We start from the raw sequence: 23,321 nt of genomic DNA on the forward strand, positions 1-23,321 counted from the left end.
AATGAAACGACTTGAGAGTACTGAAATAGGCAAAACCGGCGCCGGCCCATCCAAAAGCGGAGCGCTGACGATCGCCCCTGCAAGCACAAGCTGTGGCGAAGTGCTGGTCAAGCTGCTGGAAAACTACGGGGTCGAACTGGTGTTCGGCATTCCCGGGGTCCATACCGTCGAGCTGTATCGGGGCCTGGCGCAATCCAAGGTGCGCCACATCACGCCGCGCCACGAACAGGGGGCGGGTTTCATGGCCGACGGCTATGCACGGGTAAGCGGCAAACCCGGCGTCTGCTTCATCATCACCGGCCCCGGCATGACCAATATCGCTACCGCGATGGCGCAAGCCTATGCCGACTCGATCCCGATGCTGGTCATTTCCAGCGTCAACGCGCGCCAGCACCTGGGAAATGGCAACGGCATGCTGCATGAATTGCCGTCCCAGCGCAGCGTGTTTGCCGGGATGACGGCGTTCTCGCATACCTTGATGAGCGCCGACGAACTGCCGGCAGTATTGGCACGCGCCTTCGCCGTGTTCGACAGCGCCCGTCCGCGGCCGGTGCATATCGAAATGCCTTTGGATGTGATCGTCGCCCCGGCCGCGCATGTGTCCGTCGCCATGCCGGTGCGCAGCGCGAAACCGTGCGCCGATCCGCGCAGCGTAGCCGCCGCGGCGACAATGCTGCAGCAGGCCAGGCGTCCGCTGATCCTGGCCGGCGGCGGCGCCGTCAATGCCGGCATTGAACTGCAACAGCTGGCAGAGCGCCTGCAGGCTCCGACTGCGCTCACCATCAACGCCAAGGGCTTGCTGCCGCCGCGGCATCCGCTGCTGCTCGGCTCGAACCAGTCCACCGCCGCGACCCGCGCACTGGTATGCGAGGCCGACGTGGTGCTGGCAATCGGCACCGAACTCGGGGAAACCGACTATGACACCGTGTTCGACGGCGGCTTCCGCATCCCGGGCAAACTGATCAGGATCGATATCGACGCCCAGCAGCTGGCACGCAACTATCCGCCATCGCTGACGCTGCTGTCGGACGCCGCCGGCGCACTGCAGGGATTGATGCAGCAACTGCCGTCGCCATCCGAACCGGCACGGCCCGACGCCTCATGGGGCGGCAGCCGCGTGGCCACCTTGCGCGGCGAAATCGACGCCAGCCTTGACCACCCGGCCCGCATGCAGCATCGCATGCTGGAGGTGGTGGCGAGCGCGCTGCCGGATGCGATCTACGTCGGCGATTCTACCCAGCCGGTGTATACCGGCAACATCACCTTCGACGCCGCGACGCCGCGCAGCTGGTTCAATTCCTCGACCGGATACGGCACCCTCGGTTATGCGCTGCCGGCTGCGATAGGCGCCAAGCTGGCCATGGCCGCCCGCCCGGTGATATGCCTGATCGGCGACGGCGGCTTGCAATTTACCTTGCCGGAACTGGCCAGCGCAGTGGAGGCCGGCGTGCCGGTAATCATCCTGCTGTGGAATAACAACGGCTACGGAGAAATCAAGAAGTACATGCAAAACCGCACCATCGAACCCGTCGGCGTCGATATCTACACGCCCGATTTCCTGGCGATTGCACGCGGCTTCGGCTGCGCGGCGCAGCATGTGGCGACAGCGGCGGAACTGGCCGGCGCCCTGCGGCTGGCGGCCTCAGCCAACAGGCCGACCCTGATTGAAATCGGGGAAATCGAATGGACCGGCCAGGAGCAACAATGCTGAACCAACCGCCGCACCAGCTATACATCGCGGGCCGCTGGTGCAACGCCCGTTCCGGCCGCACGGAAACCGTGTTCAATCCGGCGACCGAAACAGCGCTGGCCGAGGTCGCCTTCGGCGCCGCGCAAGATATCGACGACGCCGTCGCGGCCGCTGCAGCCGCCCAGGCAGGATGGGGCAAAAGTCCCGGCCGCGCGCGCGGCGCCTTTTTACGTGCAATCGCCGGCGGCGTGCAACAGCAGCAGGAACAGCTGGCGCACCTGCAAACCGCCAACAACGGCAAACCCCTGAGCGAATCGCTGATCGATGTCGGCGACGTCATCGCCACCTTCAACTATTACGCCGAACTGGCGGAACAGCTCGATGACCGCCAGGATCAGCCGGTAGCCCTGCCCGGCGCCGGCTTTACCGCAACGTTGCGGCATGAACCTTGCGGCGTCGCGGCCCTGATCGTGCCGTGGAATTTTCCCATGGTGACCACCGCATGGAAAGTGGCGCCGGCGCTGGCGGCCGGCTGCACGGTGGTGCTCAAGCCGTCGGAGATAACGCCATTGCCGGAGCTGGCGCTGGCGGCCATCATCGGCCAGGCCGGATTGCCGGCCGGAGTCTTCAACCTGGTCACCGGCGACGCTGAGGCCGGAGCGGCGCTCGCCTCCCATCCCGCGGTCCGCAAAATTTCCTTCACCGGCAGCACTGCGGTCGGCCAGGCGGTGATGAAAACCGCCGCCGACGACCTCAAGCGGATCAGCCTGGAACTGGGCGGGAAATCGGCGGCGCTGTTGTTTGCCGACGCCGACCTGGAACTGGCGCTGGATATTGTCTGCGGCGGGATATTTTTCAACGCCGGACAGATGTGCTCGGCGACCTCGCGCCTGCTGGTCGAGCGCAGCATCGCCGAGGATTTCACGGCGCGCCTCAAGCAGCGCGTCGAATCCATCCGGGTCGGCGATCCGATGGATCCCGCAACGCAGATGGGTCCCTTGAGCAGCCGCCGGCAATATCAGAAAGTGCAGCAATACATCCAGCAAGGGCTGGCCGCGGGACTCAAGCTGATTACCGGCGGCACGCCCGCGCAAGACATGGACAAGGGATATTTTGTAGCGCCTACGATCTTTGCCGACGTGCCCTTCGACAGCCCGCTCTGGCGCGAGGAAATCTTCGGCCCGGTGTTATGCATCCATGCCTTCGACAGCGAGCAGGAAGCGATTGCGATCGCCAATCGAAGCGAGTACGGCCTGGTGGCGACCGTCCTGACTGCGGACACCGAACGCGCCAGCCGCGTGTCGGCGGCGCTGGAAGTAGGCCTGGTCTGGGTCAACAGCCCGCAGGTGATTTTTCCGCAAGCGTCGTGGGGCGGCATGAAGAAAAGCAGCCTGGGCCGCGAACTTGGCCCCTGGGGCTTGCAAGCATTCCAGGAGATCAAGCACGTGGTCGTGGCCGCGCCCGGATAAATCAGTGCAGGAACCTGCCGCTCTTGGCCACCATGGTCAGGTCGACGAATTCCGAGCCGTTGTGGTTGCTCGGACTGAATGTGACAAAATAACCGCCGGCGTCGTAGTGGTTGACGGTCTCCAGGGCCTTGACCAGGCTCTCGCGCGACAGGCTGCTGCCGGCGCGCTTGAGGCCTTCCACCAAGACCTTGGCCGCAATGAACCCTTCCATGCTGACGTAATCCCACTCTCGCTTGCCGTCCTGCAGGTAGTACTTGCGGTACTCCTTGACGATGCCGTTGACTTCATCCCAAGGAGCCGGCATCACCTGTGCAATCTGCACGCCGCTGGCATCCTTGCCCAGCGCATTGACCAGCTGCTGGCTGCCGACAAATGAAATGTTCCAGAACGACGGCGGACTGCCGGCTGCAATCATGGCCTTGATGAAGGCCGCGCTGGAGTTGTAGGCCGACACCATGATCACCGTCTGCGGCTGGCTTTGGCGGATCTTGGCGACGGCTGCGCTGACATCGACGCTGTTGCGCTCTACCGTGCCCAATCCGGCAACCTCGATGCCGCGCTTCTTCAGCGCCCGCGTCACGCCTTCCAGGCCGGCCTTGCCATAGGCGTCGTTCTGGTAAAACACCGCAATCTTCTTCAGCGACAGGGTGGTGATCTGCTGCACGATTTTTTCGGTCTCGGCAAAATAGCTGGCGCGGATATTGAAGATGTTCCGGTTGAACGGTTCGCGCAGCGACTGGGCGCCGGTAAACGGCGCGAAGAACGGCACCTTGGCCTTGGTCAAGGCCGGAATCGAGGCATTTGAAGTCGGCGTGCCGACATAACCGAACAAGGCCAGTACGTCGTCCTGCTCGATGAACTGCCGGGTATTCGCCGCCGCGCGGTCGGGTTCATAACCATCGTCCAGGGTCTTGAGGACGATTTTCCTGCCGAACACGCCGCCGCTGGCGTTGACCTGGTCGAAATACGCTTGCGCGCCGTCATGCATGCCTTTGCCCAGCTCCTTCGCCGGACCGGTGAACGCCGCCGACTGTCCGAGCGTGATGGTAGTGGCGGTGACGCCGCTCTCCGCGCGGCAGAAGGCGCTTGCCAGCAGCAAAGATGACAGGGCAAGTATTTTATGAAGTCGCATGCAGAATCCGATCGTTCGTTGAGACAAGTTGATAAATAGTCAAAAAAATTCCACGCAATCGATGTTAGCGCTACCGACAGCCATCGATAGAATTTGTTGCGGTGCAGAAAATTGCGCCAAGTAAAACGCAAACCGGGCAATGCTGTCAAGCAAGCCACACTATTTTTGCCAACCGGCGAGGGAATAAAGTGGCATCTGAGCAAGAATGGGGCCAGCACAGCCTCTCCACCCCTGTTTTGTTCGCCAAGCCACGGCCGTGAATGTATATAATGAGAATGATTATTGATCATGGCTTTTGTATGAGACTTTGTGACTTGACGCCGTTTACCCCCGCAGTGATCGAATATGTAGAAGACGTGCTGGAGCAGGACCCGATCGCCAAGCGCCTGCGCGAGCTGGGATTTGTCCATGGCGAAGCCGTGAGCCTGGTGGCGCGCGGCCCGGTCGGCGCCGATCCGCTGATGATCCAGATCGGCTTTACCCGTTTTGCCCTGCGTCGCGCCGAAGCGCACCGGGTCCACGTCAATCCAGCGTCCTGAATCCCGGCCTCATGTCTAGTGCATCCTCCCTCCGCATCGCCCTGGTAGGCAACCCCAATTGCGGCAAGACCGCCCTGTTCAACCAGCTGACCGGCAGCCGCCAGAAAGTGGCGAACTACGCCGGCGTCACGGTAGAACGCAAGGAAGGCCGTTTCACCGCACCGTCCGGGCGCGTGTTCCAGCTGCTCGACCTGCCCGGCGCGTACAGCCTGGAAGCGACCAGCCCGGACGAGATGATCACCCGCAAGGTCTGCCTCGGCCAGATGCCGGGCGAAGCGCTGCCGGACCTGGTAGTGTGCGTCGCCGACGCCACCAACCTGCGCCTGCACCTGCGCTTTGTGCTGGAAGTCAAACGGCTGGGCCGGCCCATGGTGCTGGCATTGAACATGATGGACGCCGCCCGCAAGCGCGGCATCACCATCGACCGCGTGGAACTGCAGCGCCGGCTCGGCATCCCCGTGATTGAAACCGTGGCGGTGCGCAGCGGCGGCGCGCGCGGCCTGATCCAGCACCTGGACCAGGCCGGCGCACCGGCAGCGGCAACCGGCAGCGTCGGCGACGATCTGCACGCCGAGGTGCGCAGCATGCTGGCGGCGGCTGTCGCCATGCCGCGCAATACATCGATGATCGACGACGCCATTGACCGCTGGGTGCTGCATCCGGTGTTCGGACTGGCGCTGCTGGCGGCCATCATGTTCTTCATTTTCCAGGCGGTCTTTTCCTGGGCGCAGCCGCTGATGGAAGCGATCCAGGCCGGCGTCGGCGCAGTCGGCGCCTGGGTTGCGGCCGCCATGCCGGAAAGCCTGTTGCGCAGCCTGGTGAGCGACGGCATTTTCGGCGGCCTGGGCACGGTGCTGGTGTTCCTGCCGCAGATCCTGATCCTGTTTTTCTTTATCCTGGTGCTGGAAGAATCCGGCTACCTGCCGCGCGCCGCTTTCCTGCTCGACCGCATGATGTTCAAGGCCGGCCTTACCGGCCGCTCCTTCATCCCGCTGCTGTCGAGTTTTGCCTGCGCGATTCCCGGCATCATGGCGACCCGCAGCATCCAGGACCCGCGCGACCGCCTGACCACCATCCTGGTGGCGCCGCTGATGACCTGTTCGGCGCGGCTTCCCGTATACACCTTGCTGATCGCCGCTTTCATTCCGAGCCGCAGCGTGTGGGGCCTGTTCAATTTGCAGGGCGTCGTCCTGTTCGTGCTGTACGTGGCCGGCATCGCCAGTGCGCTGGCGGTATCCTGGATCATCAAGCGTGTGCGCAAGGATAAAAGCGAGCACGCGCTGTTGATGGAGCTGCCGTCATACCGCCTGCCCGGCGCCCGCAATATCGCCATCGGCCTGTGGGAACGGGCGCTGATTTTCTTGCGCCGGGTGACCACCATCATCCTGTCGCTCACGGTGCTGCTGTGGTTTTTATCGACCTTCCCCGGCCCGCCGCCAGGTGCAGCCATGCCTGCCATCGATTACAGCCTGGCGGGCCGGATCGGCCATCTGCTGGAATACGTGTTTGCCCCGATCGGCTTTAACTGGCAGATATGCATCGCATTGGTGCCGGGCATGGCGGCGCGCGAAGTTGCGGTATCGGCACTGGGAACCGTGTATGCGATGTCCGGCAGCGAGGACGCCATCGCTTCGCAGCTGGGGCCGATGATCGCCCATCAATGGTCGCTGGCGACTGCGCTGGCGTTGCTGGCCTGGTATGTGTTTGCGCCGCAATGCATGTCGACGCTGGCGGTGATGCGGCGCGAAACCAATTCCTGGAAAATCGTCGGCGTCGCCACCGCCTACCTGTTCGGCCTGGCTTATCTTGCGGCTTTCCTCACCTATCAGATTACGAGGTTCCTGACATGACGCCCTTTCTCGTGCTGCAAGCCATCGTGATCGGCGCCGCCGTGATCGCCAGCCTGGTCTATGCCTGCCGCCGCCTGATGCCGGCCACCAGCCAGCGCTGGCAAGGAGCCCTGGCGAATTCCCTCAGCAGCGACTCGCGGCCGACGGCATTGCGCGCGATCGGCAAGCGTTTGCAACCGGCGGCTTCAACAGGAGGCTGCGGCAGCGGATGCGGCTCGTGTTCCACCGGCTGCGGCCCAACCCCGGCAGCCGACGAACAGCCGCTGCAATTCCGCGAGCGCTCGCGCGAATAATCGATCCGAAAGCACAAGTACCCCGCAAGCAGTCAATTAGGGTCAGAGTCAAATTGTTTGCGTTTATTAGGGTCAGAGTCAAATTGTTGACCGGTCAACAATTTGACTCTGACCCTAATTACTCGTCCTGCAGCGCGTAGCGGGCGCAGTATTCGTCGGTGATCAGGCCGGACCACCAGCCGCCGCGCAGCACGGCGCGGATCGCTTCTGCTTTCTTGACGCCGCCTGCCATGCCGATCACCGGGCGCGCCGGCGGCGACGTCAGCGGCAAGCTGGTGACGCGGTCTTCAAGCGGCGATGCGATCAGGCGGCCGTCGCCGGCGATGGCGTGGCCGATCATTTCTCCCACTGCGCCGTATCCCTGCAATTGCGCCACTTCTTCGGCGGTGATGAAACCGTCTTCGTGCATCGGACAGCCTGGGGCAATGGTGCCGACGCCGATGAAAGTGACGTCGGCATGCTGCGCCAGGTCGGCCACGATGCGATACACGCGGTGGCTGCACCACTGGCGCATGTCGTCGGCGCTGTCAGCCACCAGCGGCGCCGGCAGGAAAAAGAAACGAGCCTGGATCTTGTCGGCGGCGGTAAGCGCCACGTCATAGCGATTCGATGAGCCGTCGGCGGCAATCGCTCCCACCATCGACACGATCCGATGCTGCGGCCGTTCCATTTCAGTGACAGCTTCCAGCACCGCCTTCAAGGTCCGCCCGGAACCGACGTTGACCACCAGCGGCGTCTCTTGCTGCAGATAGCGCTCCATCACCTCGGCGCCGACCACGGCCAGCATCTGCTGCACGCCGGCGTCGTCGACCACGTTGCCGCCCGCGCCCGTGCTCGGCACCACATGGCATTGCTCCAGGCCGTAGCGCTGCTGCAATGCCGCGGCCAGCTCCAGGCAAGTCGATACCGGATGCTCCACCCTGACCTTGACCAGCCCCGACTCACGCGCATAAGCCACCAGCCGCTGCGCCATCTGGCGCGAGATTCCCAGGTGGTCGGCGATTTCGTTCTGGGTATTGCCGGCCACGTAATACATCCACGCCGCGCGCGCGGCGAGATCCAGCTTTTCATTTGCCATCTGATTTCCTTTTTTGGGCACGGTGCGCCCGGCATGCGTCTCCACGACATGCATCGCCTGGGCCGCTACTGCCTTGTTTTTGGCATTCGACCCAGGAATTGTCCCAGATAGTGCAGCGCAGCAGAACTAAATCTTGACACGCTTTGAATCATGCATGATTATTTGCTCAACGAAAAGTCTTTTGCTCAACATTTAAAACAGCAAGGCATGATGCAAAAGACAACGTTAAAGAATTTTCCAGGCGACCACTATCAACGCCGCCTGAGAAAGTGATAACGCGAAGCCGCGCAAGTCGGCATGGCGTATTGATCATTCCTACAATGGAGACAAACATGAAACGTCGCAGCATCCGCGCAAGCTCGTTTTCAGCCGCCCTGGCCCCACTCAGCCTGCTGGCTATGTTCTGCAACAGCGCCTGGGCCGCGCCAACCACCGTGAACATCGCAACGATCAACAATCCTGACATGATCGAATTGCAAAAACTTTCCTCGAATTTCGAAACCGCCAATCCTGACATCAAGCTGCGCTGGGTAGTGCTGGAAGAAAACGTCCTGCGGCAGCGGGTCACCACCGACATCGCCACCGGCAGCGGCCAGTTCGACCTGATGACCATCGGCGCCTATGAGGCGCCGATCTGGGCCAAGAAAGGCTGGCTGGCGCCGATGGAAGGCTTGCCTGCCAGCTACGACGAAGGCGACCTGATCAAGACCGTGCGCGAAGGCTTGACCGAAGGCGGCAAACTGTACGCGCTGCCGTTCTATGCCGAAAGCTCGATGACGTATTACCGCAAGGACCTGTTTGCGGAAAAGGGCTTGAAAATGCCCGAGCACCCGACCTTCCAGGACATCGCCGGCTTCGCTGAAAAACTGACCGACAAGCAGAACGGCATCGCCGGCATCTGCCTGCGCGGCCGTGCAGGCTGGGGCGAGAACATGGCGCTGGTCGGCACTATGGTGAATACCTTCGGCGCCCGCTGGTTCGATGAAAAATGGCAGCCGCAGCTCAACTCGCCAGAATGGAAAAACGCCGTCACCACCTATGTCGACCTGCTGCGCAAGTACGGCCCGGCAGGCGCCACCTCCAACGGCTTCAACGAAAACCTGGTGCTGTTCTCCAGCGGCAAATGCGGCATGTGGATCGACGCCACGGTGGCCGCCGGCATGATCTACAGCAGCAAGGAATCGAAAGTGGTCGGCAAGGTAGCGTTTGCGCCGGCGCCGGTGGCGGTCACGCCTAAGGGCGCGCATTGGCTGTGGATCTGGTCGCTGGCGATTCCGAAATCGTCGAAATCGCAGGACGCCGCCAAGAAATTCGCGGCCTGGGCGACTTCCAAGGAATATGTGCAGCTGGTCGCCAAGGAAAAGGGCTGGGGCCTGGTCCCTCCAGGCACCCGCATGTCGACCTACGCTTCGCCTGAATACAAAAAGGCGGCGCCTTATTCCGACTTCGTGCTGAATGCGATCCAGTCGGCCGACACCAAGGATGCCACCTTGCAGAAAGTGCCTTACACCGGCATCCAGTTCGTCACCATTCCCGAGTTCCAGTCGCTGGGAACGGTAGTCGGCCAGGCGATTGCCGGCGCGCTGGCGGGCAAATCGACCGTCGAAGCTGCGTTGCAGACATCGCAGGCGCAGGCGGACCGGGTGATGCGTCAAGGGCGGTATATAAAATGACAGCGCAAGTAATAACACGCAGTCAATAAAAACAGCAGGCCCGCAGGCGGATGCTATGCCCGCCTGCCCTCCCTTGCCGCTGCCGGACCATGCCCTTGCAAGGTCCATCATCCGCAGCGCAAAAACGTAAGAGGTAAATCATGTCGATTCCTTCCGCCCAGGTCGCCAGCGCGGCCCTGCCGGTACGGCCAAACACCAGCAAATTCAAGCCGGTACGGCTGCTGCAAACGCCCTCGGTGTTCCTGCTGCTGCTGTGGATGATCGTGCCGCTGGCGATGACGCTGTACTTCTCGGTCATCCGCTACAACCTGATGATGCCGGACGTCACCGGTTTTGTCGGGCTGGACAACTATGCCTTCCTGTTCAACGATCCGGCATTCTGGCCGTCGATCCTCAATACGCTGCTGCTGATCGGCTCGGTGCTGGTCATCAGCGTGGTCGCCGGCACGCTGCTGGCGGTGCTGTTCGACCAGCCGTTCTTCGGCCGCGGCATCGCTCGCCTGCTGGTGATCGGCCCGTTCTTCGTGATGCCTACCGTGGCCGCCCTGATCTGGAAAAACATGATCCTGCATCCGGTCTACGGCCTGCTGGCCTGGGCCATGCGCCTGGCCGGCCTGGAGCCGATCGACTGGCTGGCCGAATATCCGATGCTGTCGGTGATCATGATCGTCGCCTGGCAATGGATCCCGTTCGCCTTCCTGATCCTGCTGACGGCGTTGCAGTCGCTCGACCTGGAACAGAAAGAAGCCGCGCAGCTGGACGGCGCCGGACCGATCCGGGTGTTCTGGTATGTCGTGCTGCCCCATCTCAAGCGCGCGATCACGGTAGTGATCATGATCGAAACCATTTTCCTGCTGTCGATTTTCGCCGAAATCTTCACCACGACCGCCGGCGGTCCGGGCACGGCGACCACCAACCTGGCTTACCTGGTGTATTCGATCGGCCTGCAGCAGTTCGATATCGGCATCGCCTCGGCCGGCGGCATCATCGCCGTGGTCCTGGCCAATATTGTGTCGTTCTTCCTGGTGCGGATGATGGCCAAGAACCTGAAAGGAGCGAACGAAAAATGAGCGCTAAAAACAAAAACCGCCTATGGCTGGGGCTGGTAGCGTGGGCCTGCGCCATCGTGCTGTTCTTCCCTATCTTCTGGGTTGCCATCACCGCCTTCAAGACTGAACACCAGGCTTACGTGCCGACCCTGATCTTCTGGCCGACGCTGGAAAGCTTCCATGAAGTGATGGCGCGCAGCAATTACATGAACTTCGTCGGCAATTCGCTGATCGTCTCGCTCGGCTCCACCATCCTGTCGCTGCTGATCGCGGTGCCGGCAGCGTATTCGATGGCGTTCTTCCCCACCGCGCGCACCCAGAAACTGCTGCTGTGGATGCTGTCGACCAAGATGATGCCGGCGGTAGGCGTGCTGATCCCGATCTACCTGCTGGCCAAGAATACCGGCCTGCTCGATACGGTGACCGGCCTGACCATCATCTACACCCTGATCAACCTGCCGATCGCGGTCTGGATGGCGTTCACCTACTTCAACGACGTGCCCAAGGAAATCCTGGAAGCGGCGCGCATCGACGGCGCCAATGCCTGGCAGGAAATGGTGCACCTGCTGCTGCCGACCTCCATGCCCGGGCTGGTCTCGACGGCCCTGCTGCTGATCATCCTGTCATGGAACGAAGCGTTCTGGAGCATCAACCTGACCAGCGTCAGCGGCGCGCCGCTGACCGTTTTCATTGCTTCCTACTCGAATCCGGAAGGACTGTTCTGGGCCAAGCTGTCGGCCGCTTCGCTGCTGGCGATCGCGCCGATCATGGTGCTCGGCTGGCTGGCGCAAAAGCAGCTGGTGCGCGGTCTTACTTTCGGCGCGGTGAAATGAGCAAAACAATGGATAGCCATATCAGCCACCTTATCTGCGACTGCGACGGCGTTTTGCTCGATAGCGAGAGCATCGCCCTCGCCGTCCTGCATCGCGAGCTGACGCCGTATTTGCCGCCGTCCATGCTGCAGGCCGGCCCGGCGCTGCACAGCGCAATCGCTGAGCGGCTGGGAATGATGACCAACCTGCTGCTGGATGAAGTCGACAGCGAATTCAAGCTGGGACTGGGCGCGGCGGACTACGATGCGATCAACCTCGCGGTCGGCCGCGCCTGCAGCGAAGAAGTCAATCCGGTTCCCGGCGTCAGGGAAGCACTGGCGGCGATTGCCTTGCCGAAGGCGGTCGCCAGCAACAGCAGCCTGGACCGCATCCATGCCGGCTTGCGCCGCTGCGATCTGCTGGAGCTGTTCGACGGCCACATCCACAGCGGCCACGAACTAGGCAGCCCGAAACCGGCGCCGGACGTCTACCTGGCTGCCGCCGCCGGCTTTGGCGTGGCGCCCCGGCAATGCATCGCGATTGACGACAGCATCACCGGCGTCCGTTCGGCGGTTGCCGCCGGCATCCGCGTCATCGGCTTCACCGGCGTCGCGCACGACCGCCAGCGGGCCGGCGCCCGGCTGCTGGCGGCCGGCGCCGAACGCATATTCGACGACATGCGGCAACTGACCGAGCTGCTCAGTAAACAGACGGCTTGATGCCACGCATTTTCACTGGATCGCCGCCATCCGCGGCGGCGATCCAAGAACAAAACAGAAGGAGACCATCATGGCAGGCGTAACGATCAAGAACCTCATCAAGAGCTACGACGACAATGAAGTCATGCGCGACATCAACCTCGACATCGAGGATGGCGAATTCGTCGTCTTCGTCGGCCCCAGCGGCTGCGGCAAATCCACGCTGCTGCGCATGATCGCCGGCCTGGAAGACATCACCAGCGGCGACCTGTTCATCGGCGACACCCGCATGAACGACGTGCCGCCGGCCAAGCGCGGCATCGCCATGGTGTTCCAGTCCTATGCGCTGTATCCGCACATGACGCTGTACGACAACATGGCGTTCGGCCTCAAGATCGCGGGAAAATCGAAAGCCGAGATCGACATCGCGGTCCAGCGCGCCGCCAAGACCCTGCACATCGATCATCTGCTGGACCGCAAGCCGAAAGCCTTGTCGGGCGGCCAGCGCCAGCGGGTGGCGATCGGCCGCGCCATCACGCGCGAACCCAGCGTGTTCCTGTTCGACGAGCCTTTGTCGAACCTCGATTCGGCCTTGCGGGTCAAGATGCGCCTGGAATTTTCGCGGCTGCACGACCAGCTCAAGACCACCATGATCTACGTTACCCATGACCAGATCGAAGCCATGACCCTGGCCGACAAGATCGTCGTGCTGTCCGCCGGCCGGGTAGAACAGGTCGGCTCGCCGCAGCAGCTTTATCATCACCCGGCGAATCGTTTTGTGGCGGGCTTCATCGGTTCGCCAAAGATGAATTTCATCGACGGCAAGGTAGCGGCCATCGCCAATCACGGCGTGCTGGTCGAGCTGGCCAGCGGCGGCCGCCAGTCGGTTGCGGTCGACGGCAGCAGCCTGCAGATCGGCGCGCCGGTCAGCATCGGCGTGCGTGCCGAACACCTGATGCTCGATTCGCACAATCCGATGCTGAAGGCAAAGTTCACGGTGCTGGAAGCGCTGGGCGATTTCTCCTATCTGTACGCCGATTCCACCGCGTCCGAAGAACCGCTGGTGCTGCGCGTGGCCGATACGGTGGACATGCAGCGCGGCAGCGAAATCGGCGTGTCGGCCGATCCGCAGCGTTGCCACCTGTTCGACCAGGGCGGCCGCGCCTTGCGCCGGCTGGATGCAACCGTCTCCGCAACCGGACAGAACCATCCAGCCACTGCACAGACGGCATAAGACATTATTTACCAAAGCGGCGTCAGCCATCATTTATCCAGGACTCACCATGCAAGCCACCTCCTCTCCTACTGACGCAGCCGGCAACACCTGGCTGCACATCGGCGCAGGCTCCTTCCATCGCGCCCACCAGGCGGTATACCTGCATCACCTGATGGAAACCGGCGACACCAGCTGGTCGCTGGCGCTGGCCAACATCCGCGACGACATGACGCCGCTGCTCGACGCGCTGGAGCGCCAGGGCGGCGCCTATACGCTGGAAACCGTGACGCCGGGCGGCGTGCGCAGCTACGAAACGATCCGTTCGATCAAGACCATCGTGCCGTGGGACGCAGCGCTGCTGGAACTGACCGCGTTCGGCGCCAAAGCCAGCACCAGGATCATTTCGTTCACGGTTACCGAAGCCGGCTACTACCTGGACCATCACCACAAGCTGGACACCGGCAATCCAGACCTGGCCGCCGACCTGCAAGGCGAACTGAACACCGTCTACGGCGCCCTGACCGCCATCCTGCGCGCACGCGCCGCAGCCGGCAACGGCCCGGTCACCCTGCTCAATTGCGACAACCTGCGCCACAACGGCGAACGCTTCCACGACGGCTTGCTGCAGTTCCTCGCATTGCGCGGCGAAACCGACTTGCAGCAATGGGTGGCGGACCACACCAGCAGCCCCAACTCGATGGTCGACCGCATCACGCCGCGCCCCACCGAGGAAGTCAGGACACGGGTGGCGCAAGCGCTCAGCCAGGCCGATCCTTGCGCATTGATGGCAGAGTCGTTCATCCAGTGGGTGATCGAAGACCGGTTCGCCGCAGGCCGCCCGGCCCTGGAAAAGGTCGGCGTCGAAATGGTGCAGTCGGTGCTGCCCTATGAAGAAGCCAAGATCCGCATACTCAACGCTACCCATAGCTGCATCGCCTGGGCCGGCACGCTGGTTGGGCTGAACTATATCCATGAGGGCTGCGCCCGGGCGGATATCCGCAAAATGGCATACGACTATGTCACGCAAGACGTGATTCCCTGCCTGACGCCGAGCCCACTCGACCTGGCGGACTACCGCGATGTGGTGCTGGAGCGCTTCGGCAATCCGAATATCCAGGACAGCAACCAGCGCGTCGCCGCCGACGGCTTTTCCAAGATTCCCGGCTTCATCGTGCCGACCCTGCAGGAATGCATCGCCCGCGGCGTCGTGCCGCACGCCACCCTGGTCCTGCCGGCGCTGTTCTTCCTGTTCCTGCAACGCTGGGCGAAAAACGAACTGCCCTATGCCTACCAGGACGGCATCTTCGATGAAAACGCGACCCGCGCCATGCTCGGCAGCCCCGACCCGGTGCGCGCCTATTGCGCCGATCCCGCCTTATGGGGCACACTAGCTGGCAGCCCGCAGCTGGAGCTGCCGCTGCGCGCGGCGCTGGTGCATGTCCAGGACTGGCTTGCGCAGGAAAAAAAATAATATTAACTTAACGGCGCCTCTATAAACCGTAGCGAGCGCCCCAAGGTCTGGTAGAGAAGCGCAGCTGTACTTCAGTACAGCGAGCATCGCAGACCAGAGATTGGGTCGCGCAGTAGGTTTATAGAGGTGCAATCGCGTAAGGATGGGGATATGTATCTGGGCATCGATTTGGGCACTTCGGAAGTCAAGATCGTCCTGATGGATCAGTCCGGCAAGCTGCTGGCCGACGCCGGCAGCGCGCTCACCGTGTCGCGCCCGCAGCCGCGCTGGTCGGAACAGGATCCCGGGCAATGGTGGCAAGCCACCGGCGAAGCCATCGCCAAGCTGCGCGCAAAAGCGCCGGCAGAATTCCGCGCCGTGCGCGCCATCGGCCTGTCGGGCCAGATGCACGGCGCCGTAGTGCTCGGCGCGCAAGACCGCGTCTTGCGTCCGGCGATCCTGTGGAACGATTTGCGCAGCATCAGCGAATGCGTCGAACTGACCGAACGCGCGCCGCAATTGCACCAGATCGCCGGCAACCTGGCCATGCCCGGTTTCACCGCCCCCAAACTGCTGTGGCTGGCGCGCCACGAACCGGAAGTATTTGCCGCCATGCAGATGGTGCTGCTGCCGAAGGACTGGCTGCGCCTGAAGATGACCGGCAACAAGGTATCCGAACCGTCCGATGCGGCCGGCACCCTGTGGCTCGATGTCGCCAAACGCGACTGGTCGGACGAACTGCTGGCAGCGACCGGCATGCGCCGTTCGCACATGCCGCGCCTGGTCGAAGGCGGAGAATCGTCAGGCACGCTGTTGCCTGAAGTGGCTGACGCCTGGGGCTTGTCGCCGGAAGTCATCGTGGCCGGCGGCGGCGGCGACGGCGCCGCCAGCGCGGTAGGCATCGGCGCGGTGAATCCCGGCGACGGTTTTGTCTCGCTCGGCACCTCGGGCGTGCTGTTCGTCGTCAACGACCGTTTCCGCCCTAACCCGGCCCAGGCGGTGCACGCCTTCTGCCACGCCCTGCCCGGCCGCTGGCACCAGATGAGCGTGATGCTGTCGGCCGCCAGCTGCCTGCGCTGGTTCTGCCGGCTGGTCAGTGTCGACGAAGCCACACTACTGGCGGAAATCGCCGAACTGGATACGGCTGCGCTGGAAAACGCGCCGCTGTTCCTGCCCTACCTGTCGGGCGAACGCACCCCGCACAACGATCCCTATGCGCAAGGCGTATTCCACGGCCTGTCGCACGCCCACGGCCGCGCCGCGCTCGGATATGCCGTGATCGAAGGCGTCACCTTCGGCATGGCCGACGGCCTCGCAGCCTTGCACACCGCCGGCACCGAGGTCACGGAGCTGTCGCTGGTAGGCGGCGGTTCGCGCAGCCCTTACTGGGCGCAACTGATCGCCGATGCGCTGAATGTGCGCATGGTGACCCACATCGGCAGCGAAACCGGCGGCGCGCTGGGCGCCGCCCGCCTGGCCTGGCTGGCTGCCAACGACCAGCCTGGCAAGGAAGCCGTCATCTGCGCCAAGCCGCCGCTGCGCGAGGCATTTACGCCGAATGCGCAGCGCCACGCGGCACTGCAGCCGCGCCTGGCGGCTTATCGCGAGATTTACCGCTGCCGGCCTGAACGGAATGCGGATGCCGTCCTGCCTGGGCATTGAATTGCTTTAATTTGGCGGTTGATTGCTGCTAGAATATATTCGTACTCTTGCATTGGCTTTTGCAAAAGTAGTGCCGGTGTAGCTCAGTTGGTAGAGCAATTCATTCGTAATGAAGAGGTCGGGGGTTCGACTCCTCTCTCCGGCACCACGAGACATTTCAAGAAATCGCAAAAAAACGCTGCAAACCACGTAAATACATGGTTTTGCGGCGTTTTTTTCATTTCAATCTCAATCTGTTGATTTGTGTCCAAAACTGATAGTCATCTAGCAGTCCTCTCTCGGGCTGGACCAAGATTGATCGAGAATCCAAGTCGCTTGCAGAGCGTGTTGTGCTTCGAATTGGTTAGGTGATTGATAGCCCGGCGCTGGCGCTGGTTCACCCCAAGACACTCGTGACTACGCCATTTTTTTTTCGCTGTCTTGGGGCACCATAACGACCATGTGTCTATTGGGTGTTTTTCACACGTGCGATCGATCCTCTATTCGCATCTTCCTTATAAGCATAGACGACCTTGCCGTTGGCGATTTCTCCCATGACGATCATGTTTAGGGTTATCGCTTCATGATCGGTCGGCGAGAAAGGCTTGTAGTAGCGCGAGACGATTGTAGATGTTGTGTGCACCTGCAAGTTCTCTAGAGCATCCTTTATCTTCGAACCGTCCACCGAGTTGGCCTGGAATAACGCCAGCGTCAGCAAGCGCAGCGCATCATAGGTCTGGGCGGCAACCATGGCAGATGGAATGTGGTTAACCTTGTTAATGTTTCGATAGGTCAGCGAGAATTGATTACTCACTGAACTTAGGTCGTTTTCAATGAACGTCACTGAAGTACGCGTACCTTCAGCGGCCGCACCTGACTTGTCTATGAATGTCTGTTGCGATAAAGTCCACGGCCCAACCATCGGCAGTTTCAATTTCAGTTTTTCTGCGCTTTTCACTACCATTGCCCCTTCCGGGCCAAGGCAATACAGTACGATCGCCTGAGCACCGTTTTCTTTCGCATGCTGCAGCTGTATTGTCATATCTATGTCGCCAACCTTGAAGCTCTCCACCAGCACTGGCTTGATCTTGCGCCGTTCCAGCTCCGCCAGTATGTTTTGCTTGGCGAACTGGCCAAAGGGGCTGTCATCATGCAACAGCGCAATTTTATCGATCTTGCGGCGATCGATCACATCGTTGAGAATCACGATCGGCTGCAGCGCATCGTTGGTACCAGAGCGGAACACATAGCTGACCGGATAGGCCGGCGGCATGAAGGATTTGGTAATCGCCGCGCCGGTGGCGCCTGTCACGATCAACGGGATCTTGGCTTCCTGGAATATTTTCGCCGCAGGCAGCGCAACACCGGTATTGCCGAAACCGACCACGGCGACCACTTTTTCCTTCTCGATCAATTCTTTGGCCATGGCAACCCCGAGCTCCGGTTTAGCTTGGTCGTCACGCTCGACCAGTTCGATCCGTCGTCCCATGACCCCACCGATCTGATTGATGTCGGCAAGGAATACCCTGGCGCCGCCGACAATACTTTGCCCCATGTCCTCCGATGACTTTCCTGTGACAGGACCAATGATTCCTATCTTGATCGGCGGTAATTCGGCAAATGCGTTTGTGTAAAATCCTAGTGTCATCAGGCAAAAAATGACACCGGACATCCTGTTTCCTTGCATCGTTGTCTCCATGGAATTTGAACATTCTTTTTGTTTTTGTTAGTCGGGAATTTCAGAAAAAACTTTGTGCCCTCCCTTTATCCAGTTCTCCAATTAGCATATGGTGAGTAAATTTGACGAAAAATGTAATCAGGAAACCCTTAGTTCTGCGTGGGGATTTCCTTCAGTGTTGCGGACAATGACGCATGTCGGGCAATCCTCGTCAACGTATCAAAGCCGCCAGGCGTGAAATCCGGCAAGCAACGGCGCAGCCTGAAACAGATTCACGAGGATCTGTTCGAATCGGGTTTCATGGGGTCTTGCGACAGGGTGGCGGCGCTCGCCAGGCAATGGAGGGGACGGCTAGATGATTATCAATTCGGCGCGCAAACGAACAGCTACCTGGCTAGATCGTTTTTATCAGCCGCAGCGAGAGAAAACTCACGCACCTTTACAAGCAACGGAGAAGCATCAAAGCATTTCTTATACTGCTGATTTTGGACTGATCGAGGAGCGGTGGCTGCAAGATTGATACGAGCGGGTCGCAGAGTCAGCAATTGCCTGGAGAATGTCCCCCTGAACTAACGAAACAATTGCATCCTCATTGCGTGTTTGGTTGCAGTACAAATTTGTTTCAAAATAGCGACAAATTTTAACGGAACTGTTTGATTTATCCCACAGTGGCGCCGATGCTGCCGATCAGCGTACAGCCGCATTCGGTCTTGTGACCTTCCAGCGCTACGGGAATCCCGTCAAGGATAAACGTCGAATGCCCTTCGATGATCTTGTTGACGCCGTGCGGTTTACCGCCCGGATAGACCAGCGGACATTCGACCAGGTCGCCCAGCCGTGCAATCGGCTTGTCCAGCACGTTATGTGTGGGGGAACCGCTGATCACATGACCGCCATGACTGGTTTTATCGCCCACCACGATGATTTTTAGAGCCATGATTTGTCCTGAAAAAATAATCCAACTACATTAAACCAAGCAGGCGACACTCGCAATTTCGCGGCCTCGTACGATCCTAAATTCATCTGTAAGAACCAGAATACATGGACAGCACGTTCATCGCCACCATAAGGCCGATACCCACAAACGGAAAGGCGATGGCGCTGCCCACCGCCAGGTAAGCCTCTTTTCATTGTTGAATCAGACGCCAGTTCGCCTTAATCCGGCAGCTTTACATTTGATCCGTCTAATTTATCAACGCGTCCTTTATACGGCGCCAGTGTCGTTAAATCTTGCGTTTCGACCTGCGTATTCGTGAAATCAAGCCTTTCGAGGATCTTGGTATTCTTGATATCGAGCCTGCTGATGCGGCTTTCCTTGAAACTGGCTTCCTGGATGGCGCAATTATCGAGAATCAGGTTTGCGGTATTTATATGATTCGATGCCAGCACAGGAATCTTGCAATTGTGAAGACGCAGGGACTGGTTGACGCGCGCTATTTCCTTCTTGCTGGAAAAACCTCCACCGATAAACACCCCTTCGCTGGCTTTGCCAAACGTGACATTATCAATGTCGATACGTACGATCTTGGCCGGCGAAGTCTGGAATACGTCTCGTCCGTTCCCCTTGACCTGGCTGTTTCGTATGGTCAGGCTTGCCGCCGATCCAAACAAGGCATTGACATAACCTGCATCCAGCGATTCCATCAGCACATCGCCCTTGACCGTGGCTTCGGACAGGTCGATGTTATCGATGACGGTATTGCGAATGGTGAGGGATAAAAATGCGGCAGGACGCATATCAAAATTTCCGCGCAGCTTGGAATTCTCTATAAGAACTTCAGAGCCGCCTGTCGCCGCATCTATCGGGCAATCAACATTTTCAAACTGACAGTCCCGGATAGTCAGCTTGGTATCGCCATAGATACTCATGTACTTGAACTGGCAGCGCGTAAACTCCGTTTCGCCTTCGGTCCCTAATGCGCCAAAATGATTTTGATCGGCGCCGTCCCCCTGGAACTTGCAGTCTTCGAAACGGACTTTTGTACTGCCCGGATCGCCGATCAAGTTCAGCTTGCCGACACCCGCGCATTTGGAAAACTGGACCCGATTCATTTTGCCGAATCCCAAAATTCCGCCAAAGCGGCAACCGTCGAATTGCAGATCTTCGCTGCTTTTCAATTTGAGGGCATATGAGCTTGCAAAATCGCAGTCGACGAAACGGATGTTGCGCCATGCCTGCCCATGAAATTCAGTACCGCCAAATGACGCGCTATTTATTGTTATGAGGGCGTCGCCATTCTCTTTCTGGCGGAGTTCCGGATTTTGCAGGTAGTCAAAAGTTTTTCCAAATTCGCCAATTGGTTTTTTGCTGCTCATGGCATCACATCCTGTTATGTTGGTTAGACTCAAAGCAAAAACACTGACACGGCGCAGAAAACTCCGCCGTGAAGTTATGATTATCATGTTCAGCCTTTAATGACTTTTTGAGGATCCGGATAGCTGTTCCCCGGGCCGTTCCGGTAGGTTTTAAATAACCATCCCCAATCCGGCACTTCGCCCCGCTCTCCGGCTGGCCTGCCGATAAGCGGCACGGCTCCGATTTCCGTTATTCTAAATTGAATCTCCAGCGGAAATACCCACGAATCGCTGAAGTTCATGTCTTTGCCCCAATCGGGCTGGCCGGCGGCAACGGTTGGTTTCTTCAACAGGACTTCGCAAAAAGCTTGCGGAATTTTTGTCCCGCCGTTTGCCCTGAATGCGCTATCCAGCACGTTCAGATCCGATGCGCTAAACGTCAGGCGCTTTTTGCTGCCGCTGGAAGAGCCAAACAACTGCTTTGGCGCATCCGAGAAAGATGGCGTGAGCCGGTGCCAGGTTTTTTTTGCGTCGCCGGTTTCTTCATCCCGTCCCCCGACAAATACCCATATGTTCATTCCAGTAATACACGCCAACCCTGTCATCTGGTCGCTAAGAGTGACATCCACGGTACGGGAAAAAAGCGCCTGCCCAGGCTTGAAGTCGGTACACATGAAATTCAGCGGCATGGCTATGTCGCTGTCGCCACGGCTCATGACAGCCAGATAGTCGAGCGCCACGCACAAGCGCGGCTGCGTGTTCTTTTTAGGATCGCTGGTCTTGACTTGTTTAATCGCACCACCCTTAGCATCCAGCAAGGTTCCGCTAGGCGGACGCAGGGTCCAGCCATTGAGCTCCCCATACAGGTTTTGCACGCCGATCGGACCGCCGCAGCTGCTGACGATAAAATTGGTGTGCTGGTCCGAACTTTTTTGCTCTCCGTGCAACCCAGGATCACGCGCATCGGCAATATTGGCCCGTCTCAACATGTTAGGGCGGTCTTCGGGCGTCGGCCGGTACAGTCCCGAACGATGGCTATGGCCGGACAAGTGATGGTTGACACGCCGCGTATCGTCGACAAAGACACAGGTATCGAAATACCACTTGAGATTCTTTTCACAAGTGCCGAAATTGGCATCATTGAAGGCTGGCGTATCGACGACGCGGACCTGCCCTTCCGACAGCACTCTGTCAAACGGCGTGATGCTGAGCTTGGCATTCAGCGGTGATTTGTTGTAGTTGATGATGGTGAAGTGCGTCGCCACCAGCAGCTTTGCCTTGGAGTTCTGCTTGTAAAGCCCGGCAGAATTGAGGATATGTTTCTGCTGGTCGTTAATCGAATGGGTGGCACGGGGCAATACCGTGCTGCCTTGCGCATCAGGGCTGCTGCTCTGGCGCCAGACCCTGTCGCCCGCCATCCCCTTTACTTTTTCCATGCTCAAATTGATGTAGACCTCGCCGTTGCCCCATTCCAGGCCGCACAGCACCTGCTTTGCATCTTTGCCGGCCGGATCATCCGGTTTCGCGCCGTATGGGATGACAAAATCCGACAGCGGCGTGAACAGGGCGCTGAACCAGTCGAAATTGTCCGCGTGAAAATTCCTCGCCGTGTAAATTTGCGCATAGGTTGGACCGTAAGCCAGCGTCGCTTCATAGATGGTCATGTTATGGTCGGCGGCAATCCCTTCGTTGGCCTTGCCGGCAATCCACTCGCTGGCTGCCTCAACGTCCTTGCGCAGGTCCGCTATCTGCTCTTCTCGTGAAGAGGTCTTGAACCACCATCCGTCGCGCTTGATCGTTGGCATCACCGGCGACATGCCGGTTGCCATCTCTTCCATCCGCCCCATCTTGTTAGCCCAGGTGCTCAAACTGGAGTCGGCGCGCGGGCTGACTCCGTATGGCACGTCATACGCCTCGTGATTGCCGGTCGTCATGAAAACGGGGAGCGTCAATTCCCGGTAAGAGTGCCGCACCAGGCTGTACATCAGCATATCGTCCATGCCGCGCTTGTACAGGTTTTTGTCATCGAGCTTGCCGAGCACGTTGAAATTTCTCCATTGGTCGCCAATGGTTCCCCCGGCCTGGTCCGGGTCGATATTGCGGTTGAAGTCGATCAGGTCGCCGGTCAGAAAGATCGCATCGGCACGGTTCTCGCCCTTGCCGAATTGCTCAAACAGATCCTTGAGAGCCATGAAACTGTTGCACACCTTGCCGCCGACCTTGTCCGCCAATGCGCCTGCCGCATCGTCTTCGATCACGCGGGCCGGAGATTGCGCCAACGCATTGTGGCGCACATTCACATGCACATCTGACAGATGGCCGATCTTGAGCGTGTCGCTCTTGCCGCGAATGACCGGATGCCAGCTCATCAGCCGGTCGGTCCTCTGCGCCGGCAGGCCAGTTGCCTGGAAATTATCGAGATTGAATTCATAGGGCCGCGCAAAATGATTGGCGGCGGCATTTTTCTGGTTATGCAGGAAATCGTGGATGTACATGTCCTGTCCTTCGACATGGGTAACCCCTTGATATTCCTGATGACGGGCATGTTCCTCATCGATTTCCACCATCCAGGCAAACGTTTTGAAGGCATCGGTGCCAATACTGGTAAACGGGCCTTGCGTCAGGTCTATCTCGATTTCGTAGACATGGCTTAGCCCCCGGTACACTTCGGCGGCCTGGGTTGAAATCGTGGCAAACGGCTGGCCGTGCCGGTTCTTGATCAAGGCCCCGGCAGCGAAGTCGCCCACCAGCCAGCCGT

General features: G+C 59.8%; 18 protein-coding genes, 1 tRNA gene and 1 pseudogene. 14 read left to right on the forward strand and 6 right to left on the reverse strand.

The genetic code is table 11. The features are described from left to right. Nucleotide 1 precedes the first annotated feature (1 nt). Nucleotides 2–1,711, forward strand: coding sequence for a 5-guanidino-2-oxopentanoate decarboxylase (locus BM062_RS13340; RefSeq protein ID WP_092397584.1), 1,710 nt, complete (start codon nt 2–4; stop codon nt 1,709–1,711). Next, nucleotides 1,705–3,159: an aldehyde dehydrogenase family protein gene (locus tag BM062_RS13345; protein ID WP_092397586.1), complete on the forward strand. Its 1,455-nt coding sequence runs from the start codon at nt 1,705–1,707 to the stop codon at nt 3,157–3,159. The genes BM062_RS13340 and BM062_RS13345 overlap by 7 nt, the downstream gene beginning before the upstream one ends. A 1-nt stretch (nt 3,160) precedes the next feature. Here the strand turns inward: BM062_RS13345 and BM062_RS13350 are convergent, their stop codons facing one another. Next, nucleotides 3,161–4,291, reverse strand: a complete 1,131-nt coding sequence (locus BM062_RS13350; protein ID WP_092397588.1) for an ABC transporter substrate-binding protein — start codon at nt 4,289–4,291, stop codon at nt 3,161–3,163. Nucleotides 4,292–4,590: 299 nt separating this feature from the next. Here BM062_RS13350 and BM062_RS13355 point away from each other — a divergent pair, with 299 nt between their 5' ends. From BM062_RS13355 to BM062_RS13365, 3 genes are read left to right on the forward strand one after another with little or no spacing between them, the layout of a single operon-like run. Next, complete coding sequence (locus BM062_RS13355; protein WP_092397590.1) at nt 4,591–4,830, forward strand: FeoA family protein; 240 nt, start codon at nt 4,591–4,593, stop codon at nt 4,828–4,830. Between the two features lie 11 nt (nt 4,831–4,841). Beyond that, on the forward strand, nt 4,842–6,680 hold the full coding sequence (locus tag BM062_RS13360) for a ferrous iron transporter B (protein ID WP_092397592.1): 1,839 nt from the start codon (nt 4,842–4,844) through the stop codon (nt 6,678–6,680). After that, nucleotides 6,677–6,973 (forward strand): DUF6587 family protein, encoded by a 297-nt coding sequence (locus BM062_RS13365; RefSeq protein WP_092397594.1) that lies wholly within the window; start codon nt 6,677–6,679, stop codon nt 6,971–6,973. Before BM062_RS13360 ends, BM062_RS13365 begins: the two co-directional genes overlap by 4 nt. A gap of 118 nt (nt 6,974–7,091) precedes the next feature. Here the strand turns inward: BM062_RS13365 and BM062_RS13370 are convergent, their stop codons facing one another. Next, nucleotides 7,092–8,051 carry a sugar-binding transcriptional regulator gene (locus tag BM062_RS13370; RefSeq protein WP_092397764.1) on the reverse strand — a complete coding sequence of 320 codons (960 nt, stop codon included), beginning with the start codon at nt 8,049–8,051 and terminating at the stop codon, nt 7,092–7,094. A gap of 398 nt (nt 8,052–8,449) precedes the next feature. Between BM062_RS13370 and BM062_RS13375 the strand changes: the two genes are divergently transcribed. The 8 genes and pseudogenes from BM062_RS13375 (at nt 8,450) to BM062_RS13410 (ending at nt 16,759) form a co-directional block, all read left to right on the forward strand. Beyond that, nucleotides 8,450–9,724: an ABC transporter substrate-binding protein gene (locus BM062_RS13375; RefSeq protein WP_371326586.1), complete on the forward strand. Its 1,275-nt coding sequence runs from the start codon at nt 8,450–8,452 to the stop codon at nt 9,722–9,724. Nucleotides 9,725–9,864: 140 nt separating this feature from the next. Beyond that, nucleotides 9,865–10,794, forward strand: a complete 930-nt coding sequence (locus BM062_RS13380; RefSeq protein ID WP_254785064.1) for a carbohydrate ABC transporter permease — start codon at nt 9,865–9,867, stop codon at nt 10,792–10,794. Between the two features lie 29 nt (nt 10,795–10,823). Beyond that, nucleotides 10,824–11,606: pseudogene (locus BM062_RS13385) on the forward strand (carbohydrate ABC transporter permease); the annotation flags it as partial. Continuing rightward, nucleotides 11,603–12,304, forward strand: coding sequence for an HAD-IA family hydrolase (locus tag BM062_RS13390; protein ID WP_092397602.1), 702 nt, complete (start codon nt 11,603–11,605; stop codon nt 12,302–12,304). The pseudogene BM062_RS13385 and the gene BM062_RS13390, both read left to right, overlap by 4 nt. Before the next feature lie 70 nt (nt 12,305–12,374). After that, nucleotides 12,375–13,517 carry a sn-glycerol-3-phosphate ABC transporter ATP-binding protein UgpC gene (gene ugpC, locus BM062_RS13395; RefSeq protein WP_092397604.1) on the forward strand — a complete coding sequence of 381 codons (1,143 nt, stop codon included), beginning with the start codon at nt 12,375–12,377 and terminating at the stop codon, nt 13,515–13,517. A gap of 49 nt (nt 13,518–13,566) precedes the next feature. Then, entirely contained in the window at nt 13,567–14,970 is a 1,404-nt protein-coding gene (gene dalD, locus BM062_RS13400; protein ID WP_092397606.1) for a D-arabinitol 4-dehydrogenase, read from the forward strand. Between the two features lie 150 nt (nt 14,971–15,120). Further along, nucleotides 15,121–16,611, forward strand: coding sequence for a xylulokinase (xylB, locus tag BM062_RS13405; RefSeq protein WP_092397608.1), 1,491 nt, complete (start codon nt 15,121–15,123; stop codon nt 16,609–16,611). 72 nt (nt 16,612–16,683) lie between these two features. Beyond that, nucleotides 16,684–16,759, forward strand: a tRNA-Thr gene (locus BM062_RS13410). A gap of 297 nt (nt 16,760–17,056) precedes the next feature. Here BM062_RS13410 and BM062_RS13415 read toward each other — a convergent pair. Then, nucleotides 17,057–18,262: an ABC transporter substrate-binding protein gene (locus BM062_RS13415; protein ID WP_254785065.1), complete on the reverse strand. Its 1,206-nt coding sequence runs from the start codon at nt 18,260–18,262 to the stop codon at nt 17,057–17,059. 361 nt (nt 18,263–18,623) lie between these two features. Here BM062_RS13415 and BM062_RS25580 point away from each other — a divergent pair, with 361 nt between their 5' ends. Further along, the gene (locus tag BM062_RS25580) at nt 18,624–18,788 is read left to right on the forward strand and encodes a hypothetical protein (RefSeq protein ID WP_175500998.1); all 165 of its coding nucleotides are present in this window, start codon (nt 18,624–18,626) and stop codon (nt 18,786–18,788) included. A 138-nt stretch (nt 18,789–18,926) separates the two neighbouring features. Here BM062_RS25580 and BM062_RS13425 read toward each other — a convergent pair whose 3' ends face one another. From BM062_RS13425 to BM062_RS13435, 3 genes are all read right to left on the reverse strand, one after another. Further along, nucleotides 18,927–19,205, reverse strand: coding sequence for a PAAR domain-containing protein (locus BM062_RS13425; protein ID WP_092397614.1), 279 nt, complete (start codon nt 19,203–19,205; stop codon nt 18,927–18,929). A gap of 218 nt (nt 19,206–19,423) precedes the next feature. Beyond that, nucleotides 19,424–20,584 carry a right-handed parallel beta-helix repeat-containing protein gene (locus BM062_RS13430; RefSeq protein WP_092397616.1) on the reverse strand — a complete coding sequence of 387 codons (1,161 nt, stop codon included), beginning with the start codon at nt 20,582–20,584 and terminating at the stop codon, nt 19,424–19,426. Between the two features lie 89 nt (nt 20,585–20,673). Continuing rightward, entirely contained in the window at nt 20,674–23,310 is a 2,637-nt protein-coding gene (locus tag BM062_RS13435) for a metallophosphoesterase (protein ID WP_175500999.1), read from the reverse strand. Between the last annotated feature and the right edge of the window lie 11 nt (nt 23,311–23,321).

Source organism: Collimonas sp. OK412, from assembly GCF_900112135.1.
Lineage (GTDB): Bacteria > Pseudomonadota > Gammaproteobacteria > Burkholderiales > Burkholderiaceae_D > Collimonas > Collimonas rhizosphaerae.

Coding starts and splice junctions, on each gene's coding strand:
- BM062_RS13340 (WP_092397584.1), top strand. CDS start 2: ATGAAACGACTTGAGAGTACTGAAATAGGCAAAACCGGCGCCGGCCCA.
- BM062_RS13345 (WP_092397586.1), top strand. CDS start 1,705: ATGCTGAACCAACCGCCGCACCAGCTATACATCGCGGGCCGCTGGTGC.
- BM062_RS13350 (WP_092397588.1), bottom strand. CDS start 4,291: ATGCGACTTCATAAAATACTTGCCCTGTCATCTTTGCTGCTGGCAAGC.
- BM062_RS13355 (WP_092397590.1), top strand. CDS start 4,591: ATGAGACTTTGTGACTTGACGCCGTTTACCCCCGCAGTGATCGAATAT.
- BM062_RS13360 (WP_092397592.1), top strand. CDS start 4,842: ATGTCTAGTGCATCCTCCCTCCGCATCGCCCTGGTAGGCAACCCCAAT.
- BM062_RS13365 (WP_092397594.1), top strand. CDS start 6,677: ATGACGCCCTTTCTCGTGCTGCAAGCCATCGTGATCGGCGCCGCCGTG.
- BM062_RS13370 (WP_092397764.1), bottom strand. CDS start 8,051: ATGGCAAATGAAAAGCTGGATCTCGCCGCGCGCGCGGCGTGGATGTAT.
- BM062_RS13375 (WP_371326586.1), top strand. CDS start 8,450: ATGTTCTGCAACAGCGCCTGGGCCGCGCCAACCACCGTGAACATCGCA.
- BM062_RS13380 (WP_254785064.1), top strand. CDS start 9,865: ATGTCGATTCCTTCCGCCCAGGTCGCCAGCGCGGCCCTGCCGGTACGG.
- BM062_RS13390 (WP_092397602.1), top strand. CDS start 11,603: ATGAGCAAAACAATGGATAGCCATATCAGCCACCTTATCTGCGACTGC.
- ugpC (WP_092397604.1), top strand. CDS start 12,375: ATGGCAGGCGTAACGATCAAGAACCTCATCAAGAGCTACGACGACAAT.
- dalD (WP_092397606.1), top strand. CDS start 13,567: ATGCAAGCCACCTCCTCTCCTACTGACGCAGCCGGCAACACCTGGCTG.
- xylB (WP_092397608.1), top strand. CDS start 15,121: ATGTATCTGGGCATCGATTTGGGCACTTCGGAAGTCAAGATCGTCCTG.
- BM062_RS13415 (WP_254785065.1), bottom strand. CDS start 18,262: ATGTCCGGTGTCATTTTTTGCCTGATGACACTAGGATTTTACACAAAC.
- BM062_RS25580 (WP_175500998.1), top strand. CDS start 18,624: ATGATTATCAATTCGGCGCGCAAACGAACAGCTACCTGGCTAGATCGT.
- BM062_RS13425 (WP_092397614.1), bottom strand. CDS start 19,205: ATGGCTCTAAAAATCATCGTGGTGGGCGATAAAACCAGTCATGGCGGT.
- BM062_RS13430 (WP_092397616.1), bottom strand. CDS start 20,584: ATGAGCAGCAAAAAACCAATTGGCGAATTTGGAAAAACTTTTGACTAC.